This window comes from Kitasatospora humi, from assembly GCF_020907985.1.
Lineage (GTDB): Bacteria > Actinomycetota > Actinomycetes > Streptomycetales > Streptomycetaceae > Kitasatospora > Kitasatospora humi.
Map to the genome: position 1 here is coordinate 169,128 of NZ_JAJJPA010000001.1, position 22,779 is coordinate 191,906.

Annotated in this window: 22 protein-coding genes; 18 read left to right on the plus strand and 4 right to left on the minus strand. The window is 71.2% G+C overall.

The features are described 5' to 3' along the window. Positions 1-52 precede the first annotated feature (52 nt). A complete protein-coding gene (locus LN042_RS00800) occupies positions 53-616 on the plus strand; it encodes an HIT family protein (protein ID WP_230047751.1) in 564 nt (187 codons plus the stop codon). 65 nt (positions 617-681) lie between these two features. Here LN042_RS00800 and LN042_RS00805 read toward each other — a convergent pair whose 3' ends face one another. Beyond that, positions 682-2,328 (minus strand): AbeC-like domain-containing protein, encoded by a 1,647-nt coding sequence (locus tag LN042_RS00805; RefSeq protein WP_230047752.1) that lies wholly within the window; start codon positions 2,326-2,328, stop codon positions 682-684. A gap of 158 nt (positions 2,329-2,486) precedes the next feature. Here LN042_RS00805 and LN042_RS00810 point away from each other — a divergent pair, with 158 nt between their 5' ends. From LN042_RS00810 to LN042_RS00825, 4 genes are all read left to right on the plus strand, one after another. After that, entirely contained in the window at positions 2,487-2,879 is a 393-nt protein-coding gene (locus LN042_RS00810) for a thiol-disulfide oxidoreductase DCC family protein (RefSeq protein WP_230047753.1), read from the plus strand. A gap of 220 nt (positions 2,880-3,099) precedes the next feature. Then, positions 3,100-3,747, plus strand: a complete 648-nt coding sequence (gene pgsA / locus LN042_RS00815; protein WP_230047754.1) for a phosphatidylinositol phosphate synthase — start codon at positions 3,100-3,102, stop codon at positions 3,745-3,747. A gap of 3 nt (positions 3,748-3,750) precedes the next feature. After that, positions 3,751-4,722, plus strand: coding sequence for a phosphatidylinositol mannoside acyltransferase (locus LN042_RS00820; protein WP_230047755.1), 972 nt, complete (start codon positions 3,751-3,753; stop codon positions 4,720-4,722). Continuing rightward, a complete protein-coding gene (locus LN042_RS00825) occupies positions 4,719-5,879 on the plus strand; it encodes a glycosyltransferase family 4 protein (protein WP_230047756.1) in 1,161 nt (386 codons plus the stop codon). The genes LN042_RS00820 and LN042_RS00825 overlap by 4 nt, the downstream gene beginning before the upstream one ends. 64 nt (positions 5,880-5,943) lie before the next feature. On the opposite strand, the gene LN042_RS00830 is transcribed toward LN042_RS00825, so the two are convergent. Beyond that, positions 5,944-6,864 carry a hypothetical protein gene (locus LN042_RS00830; RefSeq protein WP_230047757.1) on the minus strand — a complete coding sequence of 307 codons (921 nt, stop codon included), beginning with the start codon at positions 6,862-6,864 and terminating at the stop codon, positions 5,944-5,946. A 131-nt stretch (positions 6,865-6,995) separates the two neighbouring features. On the opposite strand from LN042_RS00830, the gene LN042_RS00835 reads away from it, so the two are divergent. The 12 genes from LN042_RS00835 to LN042_RS00890 all read left to right on the plus strand — a co-directional run bounded on the left by LN042_RS00835 (position 6,996) and on the right by LN042_RS00890 (position 19,455). After that, positions 6,996-7,541, plus strand: coding sequence for a LemA family protein (locus tag LN042_RS00835; protein WP_230047758.1), 546 nt, complete (start codon positions 6,996-6,998; stop codon positions 7,539-7,541). 130 nt (positions 7,542-7,671) lie between these two features. Continuing rightward, complete coding sequence (gene pdxS / locus LN042_RS00840) at positions 7,672-8,586, plus strand: pyridoxal 5'-phosphate synthase lyase subunit PdxS (protein WP_308191742.1); 915 nt, start codon at positions 7,672-7,674, stop codon at positions 8,584-8,586. A 127-nt stretch (positions 8,587-8,713) separates the two neighbouring features. Further along, entirely contained in the window at positions 8,714-9,340 is a 627-nt protein-coding gene (gene pdxT, locus LN042_RS00845) for a pyridoxal 5'-phosphate synthase glutaminase subunit PdxT (protein ID WP_308191743.1), read from the plus strand. 79 nt (positions 9,341-9,419) lie between these two features. Then, positions 9,420-10,184, plus strand: coding sequence for a YebC/PmpR family DNA-binding transcriptional regulator (locus tag LN042_RS00850; RefSeq protein WP_230047759.1), 765 nt, complete (start codon positions 9,420-9,422; stop codon positions 10,182-10,184). A 115-nt stretch (positions 10,185-10,299) separates the two neighbouring features. Continuing rightward, entirely contained in the window at positions 10,300-10,848 is a 549-nt protein-coding gene (gene ruvC, locus LN042_RS00855; protein ID WP_230047760.1) for a crossover junction endodeoxyribonuclease RuvC, read from the plus strand. Further along, positions 10,845-11,459, plus strand: coding sequence for a Holliday junction branch migration protein RuvA (gene ruvA / locus LN042_RS00860; protein ID WP_230047761.1), 615 nt, complete (start codon positions 10,845-10,847; stop codon positions 11,457-11,459). Before ruvC ends, ruvA begins: the two co-directional genes overlap by 4 nt. 68 nt (positions 11,460-11,527) lie before the next feature. After that, the gene (gene ruvB / locus LN042_RS00865) at positions 11,528-12,631 is read left to right on the plus strand and encodes a Holliday junction branch migration DNA helicase RuvB (RefSeq protein WP_230047762.1); all 1,104 of its coding nucleotides are present in this window, start codon (positions 11,528-11,530) and stop codon (positions 12,629-12,631) included. A gap of 162 nt (positions 12,632-12,793) precedes the next feature. Continuing rightward, complete coding sequence (gene yajC, locus LN042_RS00870) at positions 12,794-13,222, plus strand: preprotein translocase subunit YajC (RefSeq protein ID WP_230047763.1); 429 nt, start codon at positions 12,794-12,796, stop codon at positions 13,220-13,222. Between the two features lie 127 nt (positions 13,223-13,349). After that, on the plus strand, positions 13,350-15,179 hold the full coding sequence (secD, locus tag LN042_RS00875) for a protein translocase subunit SecD (RefSeq protein WP_372495651.1): 1,830 nt from the start codon (positions 13,350-13,352) through the stop codon (positions 15,177-15,179). A gap of 4 nt (positions 15,180-15,183) precedes the next feature. Continuing rightward, complete coding sequence (gene secF, locus LN042_RS00880; protein ID WP_230047764.1) at positions 15,184-16,305, plus strand: protein translocase subunit SecF; 1,122 nt, start codon at positions 15,184-15,186, stop codon at positions 16,303-16,305. Between the two features lie 13 nt (positions 16,306-16,318). Beyond that, entirely contained in the window at positions 16,319-16,867 is a 549-nt protein-coding gene (locus LN042_RS00885; protein ID WP_230047765.1) for an adenine phosphoribosyltransferase, read from the plus strand. 149 nt (positions 16,868-17,016) lie between these two features. Then, positions 17,017-19,455, plus strand: a complete 2,439-nt coding sequence (locus tag LN042_RS00890; protein ID WP_230048073.1) for a RelA/SpoT family protein — start codon at positions 17,017-17,019, stop codon at positions 19,453-19,455. A 65-nt stretch (positions 19,456-19,520) separates the two neighbouring features. Here LN042_RS00890 and LN042_RS00895 read toward each other — a convergent pair whose 3' ends face one another. Further along, positions 19,521-20,750, minus strand: a complete 1,230-nt coding sequence (locus LN042_RS00895; RefSeq protein WP_230047766.1) for a DUF349 domain-containing protein — start codon at positions 20,748-20,750, stop codon at positions 19,521-19,523. Between the two features lie 223 nt (positions 20,751-20,973). Then, a complete protein-coding gene (locus tag LN042_RS00900) occupies positions 20,974-21,777 on the minus strand; it encodes a peptidylprolyl isomerase (RefSeq protein WP_230047767.1) in 804 nt (267 codons plus the stop codon). 294 nt (positions 21,778-22,071) lie between these two features. Here LN042_RS00900 and LN042_RS00905 point away from each other — a divergent pair, with 294 nt between their 5' ends. Next, entirely contained in the window at positions 22,072-22,779 is a 708-nt protein-coding gene (locus LN042_RS00905; RefSeq protein WP_230047768.1) for an MBL fold metallo-hydrolase, read from the plus strand.

The window sequence follows — 22,779 nt, forward strand, 5'->3', positions numbered from 1 at the left end:
TTCCCAGCTGGGAGTCCGGCCCACGCCTGTCAGCCGGGTGCCCCGGCCGAATATGCTGATCAGCATGACGAGTGAGCCGGTACTGCAGCAGGGTGTCGGGGAGCCGGACGGCTTCCGGCGTTTGTGGACCCCCCATCGGATGGCGTACATCCAGGGAGAGAACAAGCCGACCGGGCCGGCCCCGGACGACGGCTGCCCGTTCTGCACGATCCCCTCGCTGAGCGACGAGGACGGGCTGATCGTCACCCGCGGCCGGCACGTCTTCGCGGTGCTCAACCTCTACCCGTACAACGGCGGCCACCTGATGGTGGTCCCGTACCGGCACGTGGCCGACTACACCGAGCTGACCGACGAGGAGACCGTCGAGCTCGCGGCGCTCACCAAGCAGGCGATGACCGCACTGCGGGCGGCCTCGGGTGCCCACGGGTTCAACATCGGCATGAACCAGGGCGGTGCGGCCGGCGCCGGGATCGCCGCGCACCTGCACCAGCACGTGGTGCCGCGCTGGGGCGGGGACACCAACTTCATGCCGGTGGTCGGCCACACCAAGGTGCTGCCGCAACTGCTCGCCGACACCCGCAAGATGCTCGCCGAGGCCTGGCCGCAGCAGGGCTGAGCCGCCACGTCGCAAGGGCCCGCTCCCTCGGAGCGGGCCCTTGCGACGTCACGACCGGCAGCCGGTCACGAGGCGCCGTACTCGTCCGCGTCGAACGGCCGGGCGCCCTGCATCTCGGCCTTGAGGATCAGGCCGCGGTTGGTGAAGCGGTCGATGTTGACGTCGTGGTCCGCCAGGAACTCCAGGGTGGCGCTCTGCACCGCGCTGACCACGGGGCTGGCGATCCGCATCGAGTCGTCGGCCATGAACCGGTTGTCCCAGGTCCGGCCGACCCACGCGGTGCGCAGACCGAACGGCTCCGGGAGCTTCATGGTGCCGCCGAGCCAGTCGAGCAGCCCGGGGGACCACAGGAACGGCGCCCGCAGCGCCTGCCGGACCACCTCGATGTTGGTGACCAGCGGAAGCTGGACGGTGCGTTCCTCCCAGAACTTGCCGGGCTTGGGCCTCGACTCCTCGCGCGGCTTGGGCTTGTCGGCGAACGGGCCCTTGAGCGGAGGCAGGGTGTGCCCGGCCACCGAGACCCGCAGGGTGTTGGCGAGCACGGTGACGGTGACCGTGACGCTGACGACCAATTGGCCGCTGTTGAGCACGAACTGGGTGCCCAGGTAGTGGCGCAGCCCGCCCTTGCCGAAGTCCTGCTGGTTGGCGATGGTGACCACGGCGTGGTCGCGCATCCGGGGGCCGTCCATGTCGGGGCCGCCGGGGCGGCTGATCTCGTCGGCGCCGGCACCGATGGCCTGGATCACCCACTGCTCCACCGAGGCGCCCGGCACCGCGCCGTTGGCGACCTGGCTGCGCCCCATGGTGCCGTTGATCCGGTCGGTGATCTTCTTGACCAGGTCCCAGACGTGGAACGAGCGGAACTCCTCGAAGCCCTCGGCGGGCTTGAGGTCCTCGACCATCTCCCAGGAGCCCCAGCGGCGGCCGAGGCCGAGTATTCCCTTGGCGCCGGCGTAGTGCAGGACGTTGGTGTCCTGCTCCAGCATCAGCTGGGTGAGGCCCTGCTTGAGGGCGGTGGCCTTCTTGTCGTTCTCGCTCTTGGGGACGGCGGTGGGCAGCACGGCGGCGCTGAGGTTGCCGTCGAGCACGTCGGCCCAGCGGGCCCGCAGGTCCTTGACCGACCTGATCACGACCTGCTTGGCGATGAACCAGCCGGCGATCGGGGCGAGCATGACGACGCGGGTGTAGAGCGAGGCGAACCCGTGGAACGGGGGCCTCAGGGCGAGGAAGAGGGTGAGCGCGGCCGGGATCAGCCAGATCAGCGGGCCGAACGCCTTGTCCCACTTGCCGCGCTGGGTGCGTCGGCGCAGCTCGTAGGCGGCCAGCCAGATCAGCGTGCCGGGCAGGAAGAGCAGCCCGAAGACCAGCGTGACCAGCATCAGCCGCTTGTCCCGGGCGGCCCGCAACTCCTCGGCGGCGAGGCAGTGTTCGACCACCATCCGAGGTTCGGTGCCGAACGCGGGCACCAGTGGCTTGCGCTTGGCACCGAGGGTGCGGGTGATGATGGCCTTGCTCCAGGCCTCTCCGAGATTCGGCCGGAAGAGGTCGTGCCAGCCGGTCTTCCTGCTGACGCCCTCCACCGCTTCGACGAAGTCGTCCAGCTCGGTGTCGCGGTAGGCGACCGACGAGAGCGCCTGGGTGACCGCGGTCTGCGGCCCGGCGGCGTCCGTAAGGGGTATCTGTGCCCCCGGAGTCATGTCGAGCTTTGCCATGGCGGCCTCCCCTCCCTCCGTGTCAGCGGCAGGTTATCGTGCTCACGGGCCCCTGCGGCGACGGTCGTCTGAAGTACCGTCACCTGGCGGTGACGAGTTTTCGCCAGGTTCATTCCCAGGGGTGACCAGCTTCGATCCAGGCAAGGGGGATCAGTCGGATGAGCGGTCCGGAGCCGGTGTTGGTCTTCGACGGGGACTGCGCGTTCTGCAGCTCCTGCGCGCGGGCCGCCGAGCGGTGGCTGCGCGGCCCGCGGGCCGGCGGGTGGACGGTCGAGGCGTTCCAGTTCGCCGATCTGGCCGCGCTGGGGGTGACCGAGGAGCGGGCGGCCCGCGAGGTGTTGTGGATCACTCCCATGGGGGAGGTGCACGGCGGGGCGCAGGCGGTGGCGAAGCTGCTGCTGCGCGCCGGGGGCGGGTGGGCCTACCTGGGCGGGGTGCTGCGGTTGGCGCCGGTGCGGCCGGTGGCGGCGGCGGTGTACCGCTGGGTGGCGGCCAACCGGCACCGGATGCCTGGTGGCACCCCGGCCTGTGCGCTGCCGCACCGCGGCTGAGCCGGGCTCGCGGCTCGGGCTCGCGGCTCGGGCTCGCGGCCGCCTCGGCGGGGTTGCCGAGGACGACCCCGCCGATCACGCCCGGGGCGGCCGAGCGCCGTCGTCAGGCTGGATACCATGGGTCACGCCGGGCGGGCTGATCCGCCCGGCCGCCCGGCGCTGCCGCTGATGGCCGCCGGTGCTCGAACCCGGTAGTGAGATCGGAGCGGTCCGGAAGGCCATGCTCAACAAATACGCGCGTGCCTTCTTCACACGTGTCCTGACCCCGTTCGCCGCGCTGCTGCTGCGTTGGGGGGTGAGCCCGGACGCGGTGACGCTGATCGGTACGGCCGGCTCGGTGGCGGGTGCGCTGGTGTTCTTCCCGCGCGGTGAGTTCTTCTGGGGCGTGATCACCGTCACCCTGTTCATCTTCTCGGACCTGGTGGACGGGAACATGGCCCGGCAGGCGGGCACCTCCAACAAGTGGGGGGCGTTCCTGGACTCGACGCTGGACCGGGTGGCGGACGCGGCGATCTTCGGTGGGCTGGCGCTCTGGTACTCGGGCTCGGGGAACAACAACCTGCTGTGCGCGGTGGCGGTGTTCTGCCTGGCCAGTGGGCAGGTGGTGTCGTACACCAAGGCGCGGGCCGAGAGCCTGGGGCTGCCGTGCGACGTGTCGGGGCTGGTGGAGCGGGCCGAGCGGCTGGTGATCACCCTGGTGGCGGCCGGCTTCGCCGGGCTGCACAAGTTCGGGGTGCCGTACATCGAGTGGCTGCTGCCGATCGCGCTCTGGTTGGTCGCGGCGGGCAGCCTGGTGACGGTGCTGCAGCGGATGCTGACGGTGCGCCGGGAGGCCTTCGAGGCGGCCGCGGCCGGTCGGGAGGGCTGACGGATGGCCGAGGTGTCCCAGGCGGACCGGACCAGGCTGCGGGACCGGATGGTCGACGGTGCGTTCGCGGCGGGCTGGGCGGTGCTGAAGGGCCTGCCCGAGCCGCTGGTGAAGCGGTTGGGCGACGCGTTGGCGGACTTCACCTGGCGGCGGCAGGGCAAGGGGGTGCGGCAGCTGGAGGCGAACCTGGCCCGGATCCGGCCGCGGGCCTCGTACCTGGAGCTGCGGGAGCTGTCCCGGGCCGGCATGCGCTCCTACCTGCGGTACTGGATGGAGGCGTTCCGGCTGCCGGCCTGGAACGACCGGAAGATCGCCGACAGCGTGCGGGTGGAGGGCCTGGAGCACCTGGTGACCGCGATGGAGGCGAACCGGGGGGCGATCCTGGCGCTGCCGCACATGGCCAACTGGGACCTGGCCGGGGCCTGGGTGGTGCGGCACCTCGGCTACACCTTCACCACCGTGGCGGAGCGGTTGAAGCCGGAGTCGCTGTTTGACCGGTTCGTGGCCTACCGCGAGGGCCTGGGCATGGAGGTGCTGGCGCTGACCGGCAGCGACATGTCGGTGATCGCGACGCTGGCGAAGCGGCTGCGGGCCGGCAAGCTGGTCTGCCTGGTGGGCGACCGGGACCTGTCGGAGGCCGGGATCCCGGTGCGGTTCTTCGGTGAGACCACCCGGATGCCGGCCGGCCCTGCGGCGCTGGCGCAGCGGACCGGGGCGGCGCTGCTGCCGGTCTCGCTCTGGTACGAGGGCCCGGTGATGAGGGCGGTGGTCCACCCGCCGATCGAGGTGCCCGAGGGGGCGGACCGGCAGGCGGCGAAGGCCGGGATGACGCAGGCGATGGCCGACATCTGGGCCGCCGAGATCGCCGCGCACCCGCAGGACTGGCACATGCTGCAGAAGTTCTGGCTGGCGGACCTGCCCCGCCGGGCCAAGGCGGCGGGGGCGCCCGAGGCGGCTGGGGAGGCCGCGTCGTGAGGATCGGGATCGTCTGCCCCTACGACTGGGACGTGCCGGGCGGGGTGCAGTTCCACATCCGCGACCTGGCCGAGCACCTGATCGACCTGGGGCACAAGGTCTCGGTGCTGGCCCCGGCGGACGACGACTCCCGGTTGCCGTCCTACGTGGTGTCGGCGGGCCGGTCGGTGGCGGTGCCGTACAACGGGTCGGTGGCCCGGCTGAGCTTCGGGATCATCTCGGCGACCAGGGTGCGACGCTGGCTGCGCGACGGCGAGTTCGACATCCTGCACGTGCACGAGCCGGCCTCGCCGAGCCTGTCGATGCTGGCGGGCTGGGCGGCGACCGGTCCGATGGTGGCGACCTTCCACACCTCCAACCCGCGTTCGCGGGTGATGATCGCGGCCTCGCCGATCCTGCAGCCGATCTTCGAGAAGATCAGCGCCCGGGTCGCGGTGAGCGAGTACGCGCGGCGCACCCTGGTGGAGCACCTGGGCGGCGACGCGGTGGTGATCCCGAACGGCGTGGACGTCGGGTTCTTCGCCGGGGCCGAGCCGGAGCCGCGCTGGACCGGCCGGACCATCGGGTTCATCGGCCGGATCAACGAGCCGCGCAAGGGCCTGCCGGTGCTGCTGGCGGCGCTGCCGCAGATCCTCGCGGCGCATCCGGACGTGCGGCTGCTGGTGGCCGGGAAGGGGGACGAGGAGGAGGCGGCCGCCGCGCTCGCGCCCGAGGTGCGGGACCGGGTGGAGTTCCTCGGCATGGTCAGTGACGAGGAGAAGGCCCGGCTGCTGCGCAGCGTGGACCTCTACGTGGCGCCGAACACCGGGGGCGAGAGCTTCGGGATCATCCTGGTGGAGGCGATGTCGGCGGCGGCCGCAGTGCTGGCCAGCGACCTGGACGCGTTCGCGCAGGTGCTGGACGGCGGGCGGGCCGGGGAGCTGTTCCCGGTGGGCGACGCGGCGGCGCTGGCCCGGGCGGCGGTGCGGCTGCTGGACGACCCGGCCCGGCTGGCCCAACTGCGGACGGCGGCCGCGAACCACGTGACGCGGTTCGACTGGTCGGTGGTGGGCGCGGACATCCTGGCGGTCTACGAGACGGTGGCGGACGGGATGGGCGGCACCCTGGGCGCCGCGCCGAAGGTGCGGGAGGACGACCGCAACTCGCGCTTCACCTGAGCGCACGGCGGCGGGTCCGGCCCGGGGTCGAAAGCCCGGTCCGGACCCGCCGGCGTCCGCGAGGTCAGGCCAGGTGGACCACCTTGTGCATGCCGAGGAAGACGTGCGGCACACCGGTCTTGTCGTCGGGCACGAAGCAGAGCAGTGCGTAGTCGCCGGGCGGCAGCTTGTCGGCGTGGACCACCGCGTCGCGGTTGGGCGAGATGACGCCGAGGCCGACCGCCGGGCCGGTGAAGGGCGAGGGCGGGGTCTGGCCGGCGGCGATGGCGTCGAAGTAGGCCTGGATCTGCTCGTCGGTGGTGCCGGGGACCACCGGCAGCATCTGCATCTCGTGCAGCTCGGGGGAGCCGTTGTGCACGAAGATGGCGCCGCTGGCGCTGTCGACGTTCTCCGTCTGGAACCGCGGGCCGGCCGGGGTGTCCTTCTGGATGACGATCTCGTGCGGGAAGTGCGGGATGTGGAAGCCCTTGTCCTCGCAGAGGTCGATCTCCTTGACCGGCGGCGGCGTGTTCGGGTGGGCGAAGAACGCCGTGAAGTCGAGCAGGTAGATCGGACCGGGATCGATGTCCTCGGAGACGATCATCGGGACGTCGGGCGTGGCCAGACCGCCGCCGAGCGCCTCGGCCTCGTTGTTGACCGCGGTGACCCCGGCGGCCGCGGTGGGCGGGTCCTGGCTGACGGCGTTGGCGAGGTCCTTGAGGACCTGGTCCATGCTGACGCCGGCGTGCGGGCGGAAGATCTGCAGCTGGCGCCCGTTGGGGTCGTCGGTGGCGATCCGGAAGGTGACGGTGCCCCCGGGGTGCTGGTCCGGTGCCTCGACGACACCGGAGGTGCTGAGTTTGACGTTGAGGACGAACCCGGTGTGGCCGGGTGCGTCGGCGCGTGCGGCGACGGCGCCGCCGAGCACGGTGGCGAAGGCGAGTGCGGCGACGGCGGCACTGCGCAGGCCACCGATCGCGCCGCGGCGGAGCAGGGCGGTGCTCATGCAGATCCTCTCTTCATCTCTGTGACCCCTCTCACAGATCATCAGATTGACGGATCATCAGCCAGGCGCCATTCGGGGGAACCGCCCCGGATGGCGTAGCGGCAGGTCGGCGGCCGGTAGCGTGGCCCCTCGTGACTGACTGGATCTGGGCCGCCGTGGCCGTGGTGCTGTTCGCCGTCTACCTGAGCTGGACGGCCGGGCGGCTGGACCGCCTGCACACCCGGCTGGACACCGCCCGGGCGGCGCTGGACGCCCAACTGCTGCGCCGGGCCTCGGTGGCGCAGGAGCTGGCCACCTCCTCGCTGCTCGACCCGGCCGCCTCGATCCTGCTCTACGAGGCCTCGCACGCGGCCCGCCAGGCCGACGAAGAGCAGCGCGAGGTGGCGGAGAGCGAGCTGAGCCAGGCGCTGCGCGCGGTCTTCGGCGAACCGGCGCAGGTGGCCCAGCTGCGGGCGGTGCCGGGCGGTGAGGAAGTGCTGCGCGACCTGACCTCGGCGGTGCGCCGGGTGCCGATGGCCAGGCGCTTCCACAACGACGCGGTGCGGGCGGCGCGGGCCCTGCGCACGCACCGGATCGTCCGCTACTTCCGGCTGGCCGGCCGGGCGCCGTTCCCGATGGCCTTCGAGATGGACGACGAGGTTCCGGCCGCGCTGGCGCCGCAAGGTTCGCCCGCGTAGTGCCGGGTGCTATCGGCCTCTTTGTAAGGTTGCAGTAGTGCGGCCTGGACTGGGTGGCACATCAACACGCCAGGTGCACCGCCTACCATGGGGCGATAGCACACCGGTTCGTCTTCGAGTGAGGTCTTACGTGTCCAGCAGCACTCCCGCTTCCGCCGACCAGCCGCAGATCGGTACCGCCCGGGTCAAGCGCGGCATGGCCGAGCAGCTCAAGGGCGGTGTGATCATGGACGTGGTCAACGCCGAGCAGGCCAAGATCGCGGAGGACGCCGGTGCCGTCGCCGTCATGGCGCTCGAGCGGGTGCCCGCCGACATCCGCAAGGACGGCGGCGTGGCCCGGATGTCCGACCCGGACATGATCGAGGGCATCATCAACGCCGTCTCCATCCCGGTCATGGCCAAGTCCCGCATCGGCCACTTCGTCGAGGCCCAGGTCCTGCAGGCGCTCGGCGTCGACTACATCGACGAGTCCGAGGTCCTGACCCCGGCCGACGAGGTCAACCACTCCGACAAGTGGGCCTTCACCACCCCGTTCGTCTGCGGTGCCACCAACCTCGGTGAGGCGCTGCGCCGGATCGCCGAGGGCGCGGCCATGATCCGCTCCAAGGGCGAGGCCGGCACCGGCAACGTGGTCGAGGCCGTTCGCCACATGCGCCAGATCAACGCCGACATCCGCCGGCTCACCACCCTGGACGAGAACGAGCTCTACGTCGCGGCCAAGAACCTGCAGGCCCCGTACGAGCTGGTCAAGGAGGTCGCTCAGCTGGGCAAGCTCCCGGTCGTGCTGTTCTCCGCCGGTGGCGTGGCCACCCCGGCCGACGCCGCGCTGATGATGCAGCTCGGCGCCGAGGGCGTCTTCGTCGGCTCGGGCATCTTCAAGTCCGGCGACCCGGCCAAGCGCGCCGCCGCCGTCGTGAAGGCCACCACCTTCTTCGACGACCCGAAGGTGATCGCGGACGTCTCCCGCGGCCTGGGCGAGGCCATGGTCGGCATCAACTGCGACACCCTGCCGGAGACCGAGCGCTACGCCAACCGCGGCTGGTAGTCGGCCCGCGCTTCCGTCGGCCCGTCGCGCGCAACCACGGCGCGACGGGCCGCCCTGCTTCCCCCCGACCCTGGGCCGGGAGGTGTCCCAAGCCCCCGTACCCGTTGAAGTGAAGAGGTTGTCACCCGTGTCCACCAGCATTCCCACCATCGGCGTCCTGGCCCTGCAGGGCGACGTCCGCGAGCACCAGATAGCGCTCGCCGAGGCAGACGCGCTGGCCCGTCCGGTCCGCCGGGCCGAGGAGCTGGCCGAGGTCGACGGCCTGGTGATCCCCGGCGGCGAGTCCACCACCATGTCCAACCTGGCGCTGGCCTTCGACCTGATGGAGCCGCTGCGCGCCCGGGTGGCGGCGGGCATGCCGGTCTACGGCTCCTGCGCCGGCATGATCATGCTGGCCGACAAGATCCTGGACGGCCGGGACGACCAGCAGACCGTGGGCGGCATCGACATGGTGGTCCGCCGCAACGCCTTCGGCCGGCAGAACGAGTCGTTCGAGTCGGAGATCGCCTTCAAGGGGTTCGAGGACGAGCCGGTGCACGGCGTCTTCATCCGCGCCCCCTGGGTGGAGTCGGTCGGCGCGGGCGTCGAGGTGCTGGCCGAGCTGCCGGCCGCCGACGGTGCCGAGTCGCGGATCGTGGCGGTGCGCCAGGGCAACCTGCTGGCCACCTCCTTCCACCCCGAGCTGACGGGTGATCACCGGGTGCACGCGCTCTTCGTGCGGATGGTCGAGGAAGCGGTCCGCACCCGGGCCTGACCGGTGCCCGGAGCGCTGTCCCGACACCGGTAAGATCTCCCCTGTTTCATTTCCCTTTGGCGACGTAAAGGAGCTGGTGATGTCCGGCCACTCTAAGTGGGCTACCACCAAGCACAAGAAGGCCGTGATCGACGCCAAGCGCGGCAAGCTCTTCGCCAAGATGATCAAGAACATCGAGGTGGCGGCGAAGACCGGCGGCCCCGACCCGGCCGGCAACCCCACGCTCTACGACGCCATCCAGAAGGCCAAGAAGAGCTCCGTCCCGATCGACAACATCAACCGGGCGGTCAAGCGCGGTGGCGGTCTGGAGGCCGGCGGCGCCGACTACTCCACGATCATGTACGAGGGCTACGGTCCGAACGGCGTCGCGGTGCTGATCGAGTGCCTCACCGACAACCGCAACCGCGCCGCCTCCGACGTGCGCGTCGCGATGACCCGCAACGGCGGCTCGATGGCCGACCCGGGCTCGGTCTCCTACCTGTTCTCCCGCAAGGGCCAGGTGATCGTCCCCAAGGCCGACGGCGTGGACGAGGACAAGGTGCTCGAGGTGGTGCTCGAGGCCGGTCTGGACGTCGAGGAGGTCAACGACCTGGGCGACACCCTGGAGGTGCTGTCCGAGGCGACCGACCTGGTCGCGGTCCGCTCCGCGCTGGTCGACGCCGGCCTGGACTACGACTCGGCCGAGGCCAACTTCGTGCCCAGCATGCAGGTCGAGCTGGACGTCGACGGGGCCCGCAAGATCCTCAAGCTGATCGACGCCCTCGAGGACAGCGACGACGTGCAGAACGTCTACGCCAACTTCGACATCCCGGACGAGGTCGGCGCGCAGCTCGACGCCGAGTGATTCGACGGTCCTACCGGCCCGGCGGTCCCTGACGGACCGCCGGGCCGGTGTCGTTGTGCGGCCTGTCGGTGCCGTTCGTTAGGGTCTGACCAGGCATGAGGCGAAGGGTGGGAGTGTGCGGGTACTGGGCGTGGACCCGGGGCTGACCAGGTGCGGCGTCGGGGTGGTCGAGGGCGCGCCCGGCCGGCCGCTGCGGATGCTCGGGGTGGGCGTGGTGCGCACCCCCGCCGAGCACGAGGTGCCGCACCGGCTGCTCGCCATCGAGGACGGCCTGGAGCGCTGGCTCGACGAGCACCGCCCCGACCTGGTCGCCATCGAGCGGGTCTTCGCCCAGCACAACGTGTCGACCGTGATGGGCACCGCGCAGGCCAGCGCCGTCGCCATGCTGTGCGCCACCCGGCGCGGACTGCCAGTGGTGCTGCACACGCCCAGCGAGGTCAAGGCCGCCGTGACCGGGTCGGGCCGGGCCGACAAGGCCCAGGTCACCACCATGGTCACCAGGCTGCTGCGGCTCGCCGAACCGCCCAGGCCCGCCGACGCGGCGGATGCGCTGGCGCTGGCGATCTGCCACATCTGGCGCGGCAGCGCCACCGGCCGGATAGCCGCGGCCCTGGCCGACCGCACCAATCCGACCACCAACGTCCGCAAGGAGTACCGCCCGTGATCGCGTTCGTCCAAGGCCCGGTGGCGGCCCTCACCGCCAGCACGGCCGTGGTGGAGGTCGGCGGGGTCGGCATGGCCGTGCAGTGCACCCCGACCACGCTGGCCACCCTGCGCCTCGGCGAGCAGGCGAGGCTCGCCACCTCACTGGTGGTCCGGGAGGACTCGCTCACCCTCTACGGCTTCGCCGACGACGACGAGCGGGCCACCTTCGAGGTCCTGCAGGCCGCGCCGGGCGTCGGCCCCCGGCTGGCGCAGGCGATGCTCGGGGTGCACAGCCCCGAGGCGCTGCGGATCGCGGTGGCGCAGGGCGACGAGCGGGCGCTGATCAAGGTGCCCGGGATCGGCAAGGCCAAGGCCGCCAAACTGCTGCTGGAGTACAAGGACAAGCTGGGCGCCCCGCACGGCACCGTGCCCGCCCAGAGCGCCCCGGTCGCCGCCGGTCCCGCGCCCTGGAGCGAGCAGCTGCACGCCGCGCTGGTCGGCCTCGGCTACGCGCCGCGCGAGGCGGACGAGGCGGTGGCCGCGGTCACCCCGGAGGCCGAGGCCCAGCAGCGCACCGACGTCGGCGCCCTGCTGAAGTCCGCGCTGCGCAGCCTCAGCAGGACCCGCTGAGTGGCCGGCCGGCCCGCCGAAAGATGACCTGAGGATTCGTCAATGTGTCGACATGGAGCCGCATCCCGATGACCCCGTATGACTCCGACCCCGCGGACCGCCTGGTGGGCGCCGTCGCCGACGACGCGGAGCAGGCGGTGGAGGCGGCGCTGCGCCCCAAGCTGCTCGACGAGTTCATCGGTCAGGAGCGGGTCCGCGAGCAACTGTCGCTGGTGCTGCGGGCCGCCCGCATGCGCGGCGCCGCCCCGGACCACGTGCTGCTCTCCGGCCCGCCCGGACTCGGCAAGACCACCCTGTCGATGATCATCGCAGCCGAGCTGAACGCACCGATCCGGATCACCTCGGGGCCGGCCATCCAGCACGCCGGCGACCTGGCGGCGATACTCTCCTCGCTCACCGAGGGCGAGGTGCTCTTCCTCGACGAGATCCACCGGATGTCCCGGCCCGCCGAGGAGATGCTCTACATGGCGATGGAGGACTTCCGGGTCGACGTGATCGTCGGCAAGGGCCCGGGCGCCACCGCGATCCCGCTGGAGCTGCCGCCGTTCACCCTGGTCGGCGCGACCACCAGGGCCGGCCTGCTGCCGCCTCCGCTGCGCGACCGGTTCGGCTTCACCGGCCACATGGAGTTCTACGCCCCCGCCGAGCTGCAGCGGGTGGTGCACCGCTCGGCCGCGCTGCTCGACGTGGAGATCGACCCGGCCGGCGCCGCCGAGATCGCCGGCCGCTCCCGGGGCACCCCGCGGATCGCCAACCGGCTGCTGCGCCGGGTGCGCGACTACGCCCAGGTCGAGCACGACGGGGTGGTGGACCAGCGGATCGCGGCGCGCGCCCTGCAGGTCTACGAGGTCGACGAGCGCGGTCTGGACCGGTTGGACCGGGCCGTGCTGGACGCGCTGCTGCGGCTGTTCGGCGGCGGGCCGGTGGGCCTGTCGACGCTGGCCGTCGCGGTGGGGGAGGAGGCCGAAACCGTGGAGGAGGTGGCCGAGCCGTTCCTGGTCCGCGAGGGCCTGCTGGCCAGGACCCCGCGCGGGCGGATCGCCACCGCCGCCGCCTGGCACCACCTGGGCCTGACGCCGCCGGTCCAGCCCCCCGGGGGGCGCGGCGCCGTCCCGGGACAGCAGCAGTTCTTCGGGCCGGAGCGAGCCGCCGATGGCGGCACGCAGAACTGACCTTGTCGCAGACTCGCCACCTTTGGCAGCAGGATGCGATGCTTGGCGTTGTCCGATCTCAGCGGGTCTCCTAGACTTCGCCGGACCGTCCCGTCTTGCCTGGCGGGCCGACCATCGCCACTGGCCAGCCCATCGGCCGGGCAATAGAAGGACTTTTCTGCTGTGAGCCTCATTTTCTTCGTCGTCCCGATCGCCCTGGTGTTCCTGATGTTCCGGGGGCAGAAGAAGCGCCAGCAGCAGGCCCAGCACCTGCAGTCGAGCATGGAGCCGGGCGCTGCCGTCCGCACCATCGGTGGCCTGTACGCCACCGTGAAGTCGATCGGTGACTCCACCGTCGAGCTGGAGATCGCCCCGGGCGTCTTCACCCACTTCGCCAAGAGCGCGGTCGCCGCGGTGATCGACCCCCAGGAGTACGACGAGATCATCAACGGCCGTCCCGCCGAGGACGAGGCCGTGGCGGTCGACGAGGCCGACGAGGCCGATGAGGCCGAGGTCGTCGCCGACGCGGTCGTCGAGGACGAGGCCGCCGAGGAGGCTGCGGAGGAGAGCGTCAGCCTGGAGAAGGCCGGCGACCGGGCCGCAGCCAAGTAGCACCACCACCCCACGCAGCACCGACGGCTGCACCACTTCACGGTTGTCCGCGGCCGGCTCCGCCCACCTGCCCGCAAGCAGGCGGGCGGTGCCGATCAGCGGCATGGGACAGGGAGAAACGAGCAAGGTGGCAACACCCAAGTCGCGTCCGCGCGACGGTTATCCGGGGCGGGCTCTGGCCCTCATCCTGGTGGTCACCGTCGCATTGGTCGCCCTCATGTTCGGGACGGGCCACAGGACGCCTCGCCTCGGGATCGATCTCGCGGGCGGCACCAGCATCACGCTGACTGCCAGCTCCAAGGACAAGAACGCGATCAACCAGTCCAACATGGACATCGCGGTCGGGATCATCCAGAAGCGGGTCAACGCCTTCGGTGTCTCCGAGGCTGAGGTGCAGACCCAGGGGAACAACAACATCGTTGTCAACATCCCCAAGGGCACCAACAGCCAGCAGGCCGCCGAGCAGGTCGGTACCACGGCCAAGCTCTACTTCCGCCCGGTGCTGGCGCTCGCGCCGACCGGAGTCCAGGTGCCGCCGGCCAGCCCCAGCGCCAACCCCTCCGGCAGCGCCTCCCCGAGTGGCAGCGCCTCGCCGAGCGCCGGTGGCAGCGCCTCCCCGAGCGCGAGTGCCAGCGGTAGCGCCTCCGCGAGCGCCGGTGCCACCAAGGCCGGCCGGGCGGTCTCGGACGCCCTGAAGGCCGCCGACACCTCCGCCGCCGCCTCGCCGAACGCGAGCGGCAGCGCCGCCGCCTCCGGCTCCGCCGCCCCGTCGGCCGCCGCCTCCGGCTCCGCCGCCGCCAGCGCCCCGGCCCAGCCGCCGGTGCCGACCAGCCCGACCGAGGGCACCGTCCCGCCGGAGCTGCAGCAGCAGTTCGACGCGCTCGACTGCTCGCAGGCCGACCAGCGCAAGGACTACCAGACCGACCCGACCAAGAACGCGGTCGCCTGCTCCTACGACGCCGAAGACAAGGTCTGGTACAAGTTCGCCCTCGGCCCGGTCGCGGTGAACGGTGCCGACGTCTCCAAGGCCCAGGCCGGCTACGACACCCAGCGCGCCCAGGGTTGGGAGGTCCAGCTGAGCTTCAACGACAAGGGCTCCAAGGACTTCGCCACCACCACCGGCACCCTGGCCGGCCTGCAGGCGCCGGCCAACCAGTTCGCCATCGTGCTGGACGGCAAGGTCGTCTCGCACCCCTACGTGCAGCAGTCGATCAGCGGCAACGCGGTGATCTCCGGCTCCTTCACCCAGGACCAGGCCACCGGCCTGTCCAACGTGCTCAGCTACGGCGCACTGCCGCTGGACTTCACCAAGAGCGACGTCACCACCGTCTCCGCCGCGCTCGGCGGCGACCAGCTGCACGCGGGCCTGCTGGCCGGTGCGATCGGCCTGGCCCTGGTGGTGCTCTACTCGCTGGTCTACTACCGCGGCCTGGGCCTGGTCTCGATCGCCGGCCTGGTGGTCTCCGCCATCCTGACCTACTCGATCATGACGCTGCTCGGCGCCAGCATCGGCTTCGCACTCGACCTGCCGGCCGTCTGCGGTGCCATCGTGGCGATCGGCATCACAGCGGACTCGTTCATCGTCTACTTCGAACGGATCCGCGACGAGGTCCGCGAGGGCGCCCAGCTGCGCCCGGCCGTGCAGCGCGCCTGGCCGCGGGCCCGGCGCACCATCCTGGTCTCGGACTTCGTCTCGTTCCTGTGCGCCGCGGTGCTCTACGTCGTCTCGGTCGGCAAGGTGCAGGGCTTCGCGTTCACGCTGGGCCTGACCACGCTGCTGGACATCGTGGTGATCTTCCTCTTCACCAAGCCGCTGATCACCCTGCTGGCGCGGCGGAAGTTCTTCGCCAACGGCCACCCGTGGTCCGGCCTCGACCCGAAGCGCCTGGGCGCCCGCCCGCCGCTGCGCAGCAGCCGTCGTCGCTCCACCACCTCCGCCGCCGTCAAGGAGGCCTGACGCAATGTCACGCTTCAGCACTCTCGGCCACCGTCTCTACCAGGGCGAGGTCAGCTTCGACTTCGTCGGCCGCCGCAAGCTCTGGTACAGCATCTCCGGGATCATCGCGCTGGTGGCGATCGTCGGACTGTCGACGGTCGGGCTGCACCTGGGCATCGAGTTCAAGGGCGGTTCGGTCTACACCGTCTCCAAGCCCGGCCTGACGGTCAGCCAGGCGCAGGACGACATCAACAAGATCGTCGGTGACTCCACCTCGCAGGTGCAGTCCACCGGTGACGGCAAGATCCGGATCCAGGTCAGCTCGCAGGAGAAGACGTCCTCGGACACCGTCGTCAAGCAGCTCTCCAGTGACCTGGACGTGCCGGCCGCCAACATCGACGCCCAGGTGGTCGGCCCGAGCTGGGGCCACGAGATCTCCCAGAAGGCGCTGCTCGGCCTGGTCATCTTCATGGTCCTGGTCACCGCCTACCTGGCGATCGCCTTCGAGTGGCGGATGGCGCTGTCCGCACTGGTCGCGCTGATCCACGACCTGGTGATCACCATCGGTGTCTACGCGGTGGTCGGCTTCGAGGTCAGCCCGGGTACCGTGATCGGCTTCCTCACCATCCTCGGTTACTCCCTCTACGACACGGTCGTCGTCTTCGACACCGTGAAGGAGAACACAAAGGACATCGAGAAGCAGAACAAGCGCACCTACAGCGAGGCGGCCAACGCGGGCCTCAACCAGACCCTGGTCCGCTCGCTCAACACCACCGTGGTGGCCCTGCTGCCGGTGGCGGCGCTGCTCTTCATCGGTGGCGGCATCCTCGGCGCGGGCACCCTGAACGACATCTCGCTGGCCCTGTTCATCGGTCTGTCGGCCGGTGCCTACTCCTCGATCTGCGTCGCCACCCCGCTGCTGGCGCAGCTCAAGGAGCAGACCCCGCAGATGCGGGCGCTGGCCAAGCGGGTCGCGCAGCGGCGCGCCGCCGACGCCAAGGCGGCGGCCGCGGCCGGCAAGACCGTCGATGCGGTGGAGCAGGCCGACGAGGTCGTCGAGGACAGCGTCACGGCCGGTATGGTCGGTCAGCGTAACCAGCCGGTCAGCCGGGCCCGTGGCAAGGGCCGACCGTCCGGCAAGCGCTGAACAGAGGAATCCCGTGACCGACACCGCCGCCCTGGCCGACCTGCTCAACAGCCGGATCAGGGACGTCCCCGACTACCCGAAGCCCGGGGTGCTGTTCAAGGACATCGCCCCGCTGCTCGCCGACGCCGAGGCCTTCGGCGCGCTCACCCGGGCGCTGGCGTCGCGGGCCAACGAGCTGGGGGCGACCAAGGTGGTGGGCCTGGAGGCGCGCGGCTTCGTGCTGGCCGCCCCGGCGGCCTTCGCGGCCGGGCTCGGCTTCGTGCCGATCCGCAAGAAGGGCAAGCTGCCCGGTGAGGTGTTCCAGAAGTCCTACGACCTGGAGTACGGCTCCGCCACCCTCGAGGTGCAGTGCGACGCCTTCGAGCCGGGCGAGCCGGTGCTGGTGGTGGACGACGTGCTCGCCACCGGGGGCACCATCGCCGCCTCGCTGGACCTGGTCCAGCGGGCCGGCGCCCGGCTGGTCGGCGTGGTGGTGCTGATGGAGCTGGGGTTCCTGGACGGGCGCGAGCGGCTCGCCACGCACCTGGCAGGCGCCCCGCTGGAGACCCTGGTCACGGTCTGACACACCCGGGTGACCGAGAGCGGCGGCCGCGACGAGCGGCCGCCGCTCTCGGCACATCCGGGGTCGGCCGACCGAACATCGGCCCGGCGCGCTCGGTACCATGAAGGTTCATCCGGTCGTACCGAGGAGTGTCCTTGCCCGACGAGGTTGTGCCCACGGCCGCCGCGCCCACCAGTCAGTCGGCGGGTCAGCAGACCACGCCGTCCGGCGCCACCCCGGCACGGCCGACGCCCCCCTCGGGTCTGGCGCGCGCGGTCGGACCCGCCCTGCGCCAGGCCTCCACCAGCGGCGGCATGCGCGCCCGGCTGGCCCGCTTCGGCGGCCAGCGCACCGCCACGCACAACCCCGTGCTGGAGCCGCTGTTCCGGACCATCCGGGCCAACGACCCCAAGGCCGACCCGGCCCTGCTGCGTGACATCGAGCGCGCCTACACCGTCGCCGAGCGCTGGCACCGCGGGCAGAAGCGCAAGAGCGGCGACCCCTACATCACGCACCCGCTGGCCGTCGCCACCATCCTGGCCGAACTGGGCATGGACGCCCCGACCCTGATGGCCGGCCTGCTGCACGACACCGTCGAGGACACCGACTACGGCCTGGAGACGCTGCGCCAGGACTTCGGGGACTCGGTCGCGCTGCTGGTCGACGGCGTCACCAAGCTGGACAAGGTCAAGTTCGGCGAGGCCGCGCAAGCGGAAACGGTTCGCAAGATGGTCGTCGCGATGGCCAAGGACCCCCGGGTCCTGGTGATCAAGCTCGCCGACCGGCTGCACAACATGCGCACCATGCGCTACCTCAAGCGGGAGAAGCAGGAGAAGAAGGCCCGCGAGACCCTGGAGATCTACGCCCCGCTGGCGCACCGGCTGGGCATGAACACCATCAAGTGGGAGCTGGAGGACCTGGCCTTCGCCATCCTCTACCCCAAGATGTACGACGAGATCGTCCGGCTGGTCGCCGAGCGCGCCCCCAAGCGCGACGAGTACCTCGCCACCGTGATCGACCAGGTGCAGCACGACCTGCGCGGCGCCCGGATCTCCGCCTCCGTCACCGGCCGACCGAAGCACTACTACTCGGTCTACCAGAAGATGATCGTCCGCGGTCGCGACTTCGCCGAGATCTACGACCTGGTGGGCATCCGGGTCCTGGTCGACACGGTCCGCGACTGCTACGCGGCGCTCGGCACCATCCACGCGCGGTGGAACCCGGTCCCCGGCCGGTTCAAGGACTACATCGCGATGCCCAAGTTCAACATGTACCAGTCGCTGCACACCACGGTGATCGGGCCCGGGGGCAAGCCGGTCGAGCTGCAGATCCGCACCTTCGACATGCACCGCCGCGCCGAGTACGGCATCGCCGCGCACTGGAAGTACAAGCAGCGCGCGGTGGCCGGCGCCTCCAAGGTCCGCACCGACACCCCGACCCAGGTGCGCAAGGAGGACAAGGCCGGCGCGGTCAACGAGATGGCCTGGCTGCGCCAGCTGCTCGACTGGCAGAAGGAGACCGAGGACCCGAGCGAGTTCCTGGAGTCGCTGCGCTTCGACCTCTCCAACAACGAGGTCTTCGTCTTCACCCCCAAGGGCGACGTGATAGCCCTGCCCGCCGGGGCCACCCCGGTGGACTTCGCGTTCGCGGTGCACACCGAGGTCGGCTGCCGCTGCATAGGCGCCAGGGTCAACGGCCGCCTGGTGCCGCTGGAGTCCACCCTGGAGAATGGCGACACGGTGGAGGTCTTCACCTCCAAGGCCGAGGGCGCCGGACCGTCCCGCGACTGGCTCACCTTCGTCAAGTCCCCCCGGGCCCGCAACAAGATCAAGGCCTGGTTCTCCAAGGAGCGCCGCGAGGAGGCGATCGAGCAGGGCAAGGAAGCCATCGCCCGGGCGATGCGCAAGCAGAACCTGCCGATCCAGCGGATCCTCACCGGCGACTCGCTGGTCACCCTGGCGCACGAGATGCGCTACCCGGACATCTCCTCGCTCTACGCGGCGATCGGCGAGGGCCATGTGTCGGCCCAGTCGATCGTGCAGAAGCTGGTCCAGGCGCTCGGCGGCGAGGAGGGCGCCACCGAGGAGTTCGCCGAGACCGCCACCGTGCCCAGCCACGACGGCCGGGCCCAGCGCCGCCGCCGGGCCAAGGGCGACCCCGGAGTCATCGTCAAGGGCGTCGACGACGTGTGGGTCAAGCTGTCCCGCTGCTGCACCCCGGTGCCGGGTGACCCGATCGTCGGCTTCGTCACCCGCGGCAACGGCGTCTCGGTGCACCGCGCCGACTGCGTCAACGTGGACTCGCTGACCCAGCAGCCGGAGCGGATGATCGAGGTCGAATGGGCGCCGACCCAGTCCTCGGTCTTCCTGGTGGCCATCCAGGTCGAGGCGCTGGACCGGTCCCGCCTGCTCTCCGACGTCACCCGGGTGCTCTCCGACCAGCACGTGAACATCCTGTCGGCGGCCGTGCAGACCTCCCGCGACCGGGTGGCGATGAGCCGCTTCACCTTCGAGATGGGCGACCCCAAGCACCTGGGGCACGTGCTCAAGGCGGTGCGCAGCGTCGAGGGCGTCTACGACGTCTACCGGGTCACCTCGGCCCGCAAGTAGCGACCGGACGACGGAGGGGGCCCCGCCGCGGCGGGGCCCCCTCCGTCGTCAGTACCGACGCGGTGTCAGTCGCTGAACTCCTGCAGGCTCTTGAGCGCCTGGTCGAGCAGCGCCTGACGGCCCGCCAGCTCGCTCTCCAGCTTGGCGACCTTGCCGGCGTTGCCCGCGGCCCGGGCCTTGTCCAGCTCGCCCTGCAGCTTGTCCACGGCCGACTGCAGCAGCGCGGTCATGCCGGTGGCCCGCGCCCTGGCCTCCGGGTTGGAGCGCTGCCACTCGGCGTCCTCGGCCTCGCGGATGGCCCGCTCCACCGCGTTCAGCCGGCCGTCCAGCTTCGGCTTGGCGTCGCGCGGCACATGGCCGATCGCCTCCCAGCGCTCGCTGATGTCACGCAGCGCCGCCTTGGCCGTCTTGACGTCGGTGACCGGCAGGATCGCCTCCGCCTCGGCCGCCAGCGCCTCCTTGAGCTTCTGGTTGGCCGACTGCTCGGCGTCCCGCTCGGTGAACACCGCCGAACGGGCCTGGAAGAAGACGTCCTGGGCGCCGCGGAACCGCGCCCACAGCTCGTCCTCGGCGTCCCGCTGAGCGCGCCCGGCGGCCTTCCACTGCGCCATCAGGTCGCGGTAGCGGGCCGCCGTCTCGCCCCAGTCGGTGGAGTCCGAGAGCGCCTCGGCCTCGGCGACCAGCCGCTCCTTGACCTGCCGGGCCTGCTCCCGCTCCGCGTCCAGCTGCGCGAAGTGCGCCTTGCGGTGCTTGGAGAAGACCGAGCGGGCGTGCGAGAAGCGGTGCCACAGCTCGTCGTCGCTCTTGCGGTCCAGCCGGGGCAGGCCCTTCCAGGTGTCCACCAGGGCCCGCAGCCGGTCGCCGGCCTCGCGCCACTGGGTGGATCCGGCGAGCTGCTCGGCCTCGGCGACCAGCGCCTCCTTGGCCGACCGGGTCTCGCCGGCGGCCTTGGCCCGGGCCGCCTTGCGCTCCACCTGGCGGGTCTCGATCTCGCCGGCCAGCGTGTCCAGCCGCTTGGTGAGCGCCTCCAGGTCACCGACGGCGTGGTGCTCGTCCACCTGGGCGCGCAGGTGCTCCAGCGCGGTCAGGGCCTCCTTGGCGGCCAGGTCGGTCTTGCGGACCCGGTGCTCCAGCAGGCCGATCTCGGCGGACAGGCCCTGGTACTTGCGCTCGAAGTAGGCGAGAGCCTCCTCGGGGGAGCCTGCCTGCCAGGAGCCGACGACGCGTTCGCCCTCGGCCGTCCTGACGTAGACGGTCCCCTGCTCGTCGACACGGCCCCACGGGTCGCTGCTCACAGCGCCTCCTCCACATGACGTCCCGCCACCGCCTGAGGCGCGGGTCCGTCGTCCACAGTTGATTGCGGCGAACCGATGGTCCGCCGTTCCTGCCCGCCCTGAGTGCTCGCGGTGCTGCCGCGGGTGACGGCAAGCGGGTCAGGGAACCCTATACAACAGCAACATAGGCGACCAGGCCCGGTGCTGTCCGCATCCGGGCCGGGTCGATTTCCCGCCGCGGGTGTCAGTTCTTGGCGGTGGTCACCGTGTTGAAGACCACGGTCTGGTTGGGCGTGCCGTCGCCCGGGCCGTTGGCGTCGTTCTCACCGGCGCCGGCGACCTTGGTCAGCATGTCCAGACCGCTGGTGATCTTGCCGAACGGGGTGTAGTTCGGCGGCAGCTGGGTGTCCTTGTAGACCAGGAAGAACTGGCTGCCGTTGGTGTTCGGGCCGGAGTTGGCCATCGCCACGGTGCCGGCCGGGTAGGTGGCGCCGGTCAGGTTCTCGTCGGTGAACTTGTAGCCCGGGCTGCCGGAACCGCTCGCGGTCGGGTCGCCGCACTGCAGCACGTAGATGCCCTGGGTGGTGAGCCGGTGGCACTTGGTGTGGTCGAAGTAGTTCTGCCCGGCCAGGAAGACGAAGGAGTTGACCGTGTGCGGGGCCTTGGACGCGTCCATGGTGAAGGTGACCGCGCCGCAGTTGGTGTTCAGGGTGGCGGTGTAGGTCGCCTTCTGGTCGATGCTCATGGCCGGCTCGGTCGACCACTGCTTGTTGTTCGGCGAGCCGGACGCCGGGGCGCCGCAGCCCGGGACCTTGACCGCGCCGGCCGCGGCCGAGGCGCTGGGCGCCGCACTGGCGCCGGACTTCTTGCTCGACGAGAAGACGCCGGACGCCGCCAGGCTGACACCGGCGACGACCACCACGGCCAGCGAGGCACCGATGATGGCGTTGCGGCGCCTGGCCTTGGCCGCGGCCGCGACCCGGTTGGCCTGCTGCCGCTCGTACTTCTCACGGGCGAGCTGCCGCCGCCGCTGTTCGCTGCTGACCACCGGGCCGTCTCTCCTAGGGGATGCCGTGTTGAACGGAATTGTGGATGTGTCGGGCGGATCATCGCATCCACCAGCCGCCAAGTGTAGGGACCCGGATGCTAAGAACCCCGTGAGAAGCGCGCAGCGCTGCCCACGAACCACCACCGGGGCGCCTCCGGAGGAAGACCTCGGCGGCGCGCGGCCAATCCGGTTCGCGACGGGTGCCTTACCGCCGGTAGGCTGCGGTGACGGAGCTTCCGCCCCCGTGACCTCCCCCAGCCTCCGGCCGGGGGCCCCGATGACCTGAGGACAGCCGTGTTGATCGCCGGATTCCCCGCCGGAGCCTGGGGCACCAACTGCTACCTGGTCGCTCCCGCGGCGGGTGAGGAGTGCGTGATCGTCGATCCCGGGCACCAGGCGGCGCCCGGCGTCGAGGACATGGTCCGCGAGTACCGGCTGAAGCCCGTCGCCGTGGTCCTCACCCACGGGCACATCGACCACGTGGCCTCGGTGGTCCCGGTCTGCGACGCCAAGGGCGTGCCGGCCTACATCCACCCCGACGACCGGTACATGCTCACCGATCCGGGGAAGGCGCTCGGCCGCTCCATCGGGATGCCACTGATGGGCGAGCTGACCGTCGGTGAGCCGGACGACCTGCGGCTGCTCACCGACGGCGCCGAACTGGACCTCGCCGGGCTGAAGTTCACCGTCGACCATGCGCCCGGCCATACCAAGGGGTCGGTGACGTTCCGGACGCCCGCGACCGAAGAGGTTCCGCCGGTCCTCTTCTCGGGCGACCTGCTGTTCGCCGGCTCCATCGGGCGCACGGACCTCCCGGGCGGCAGCCTGACCGACATCATGCGGTCGCTGGCCCGGGTCTGCCTGCCCCTCGACGACTCGACCGTGGTGCTGTCCGGCCACGGCGCCCAGACCACCATCGGCCGCGAGCGCGCCACCAACCCCTACCTCAGGCAGGCAGTGGAGGCGGCGACGCCGTCCGCGGCCCCGCGACGAGGAATGTGA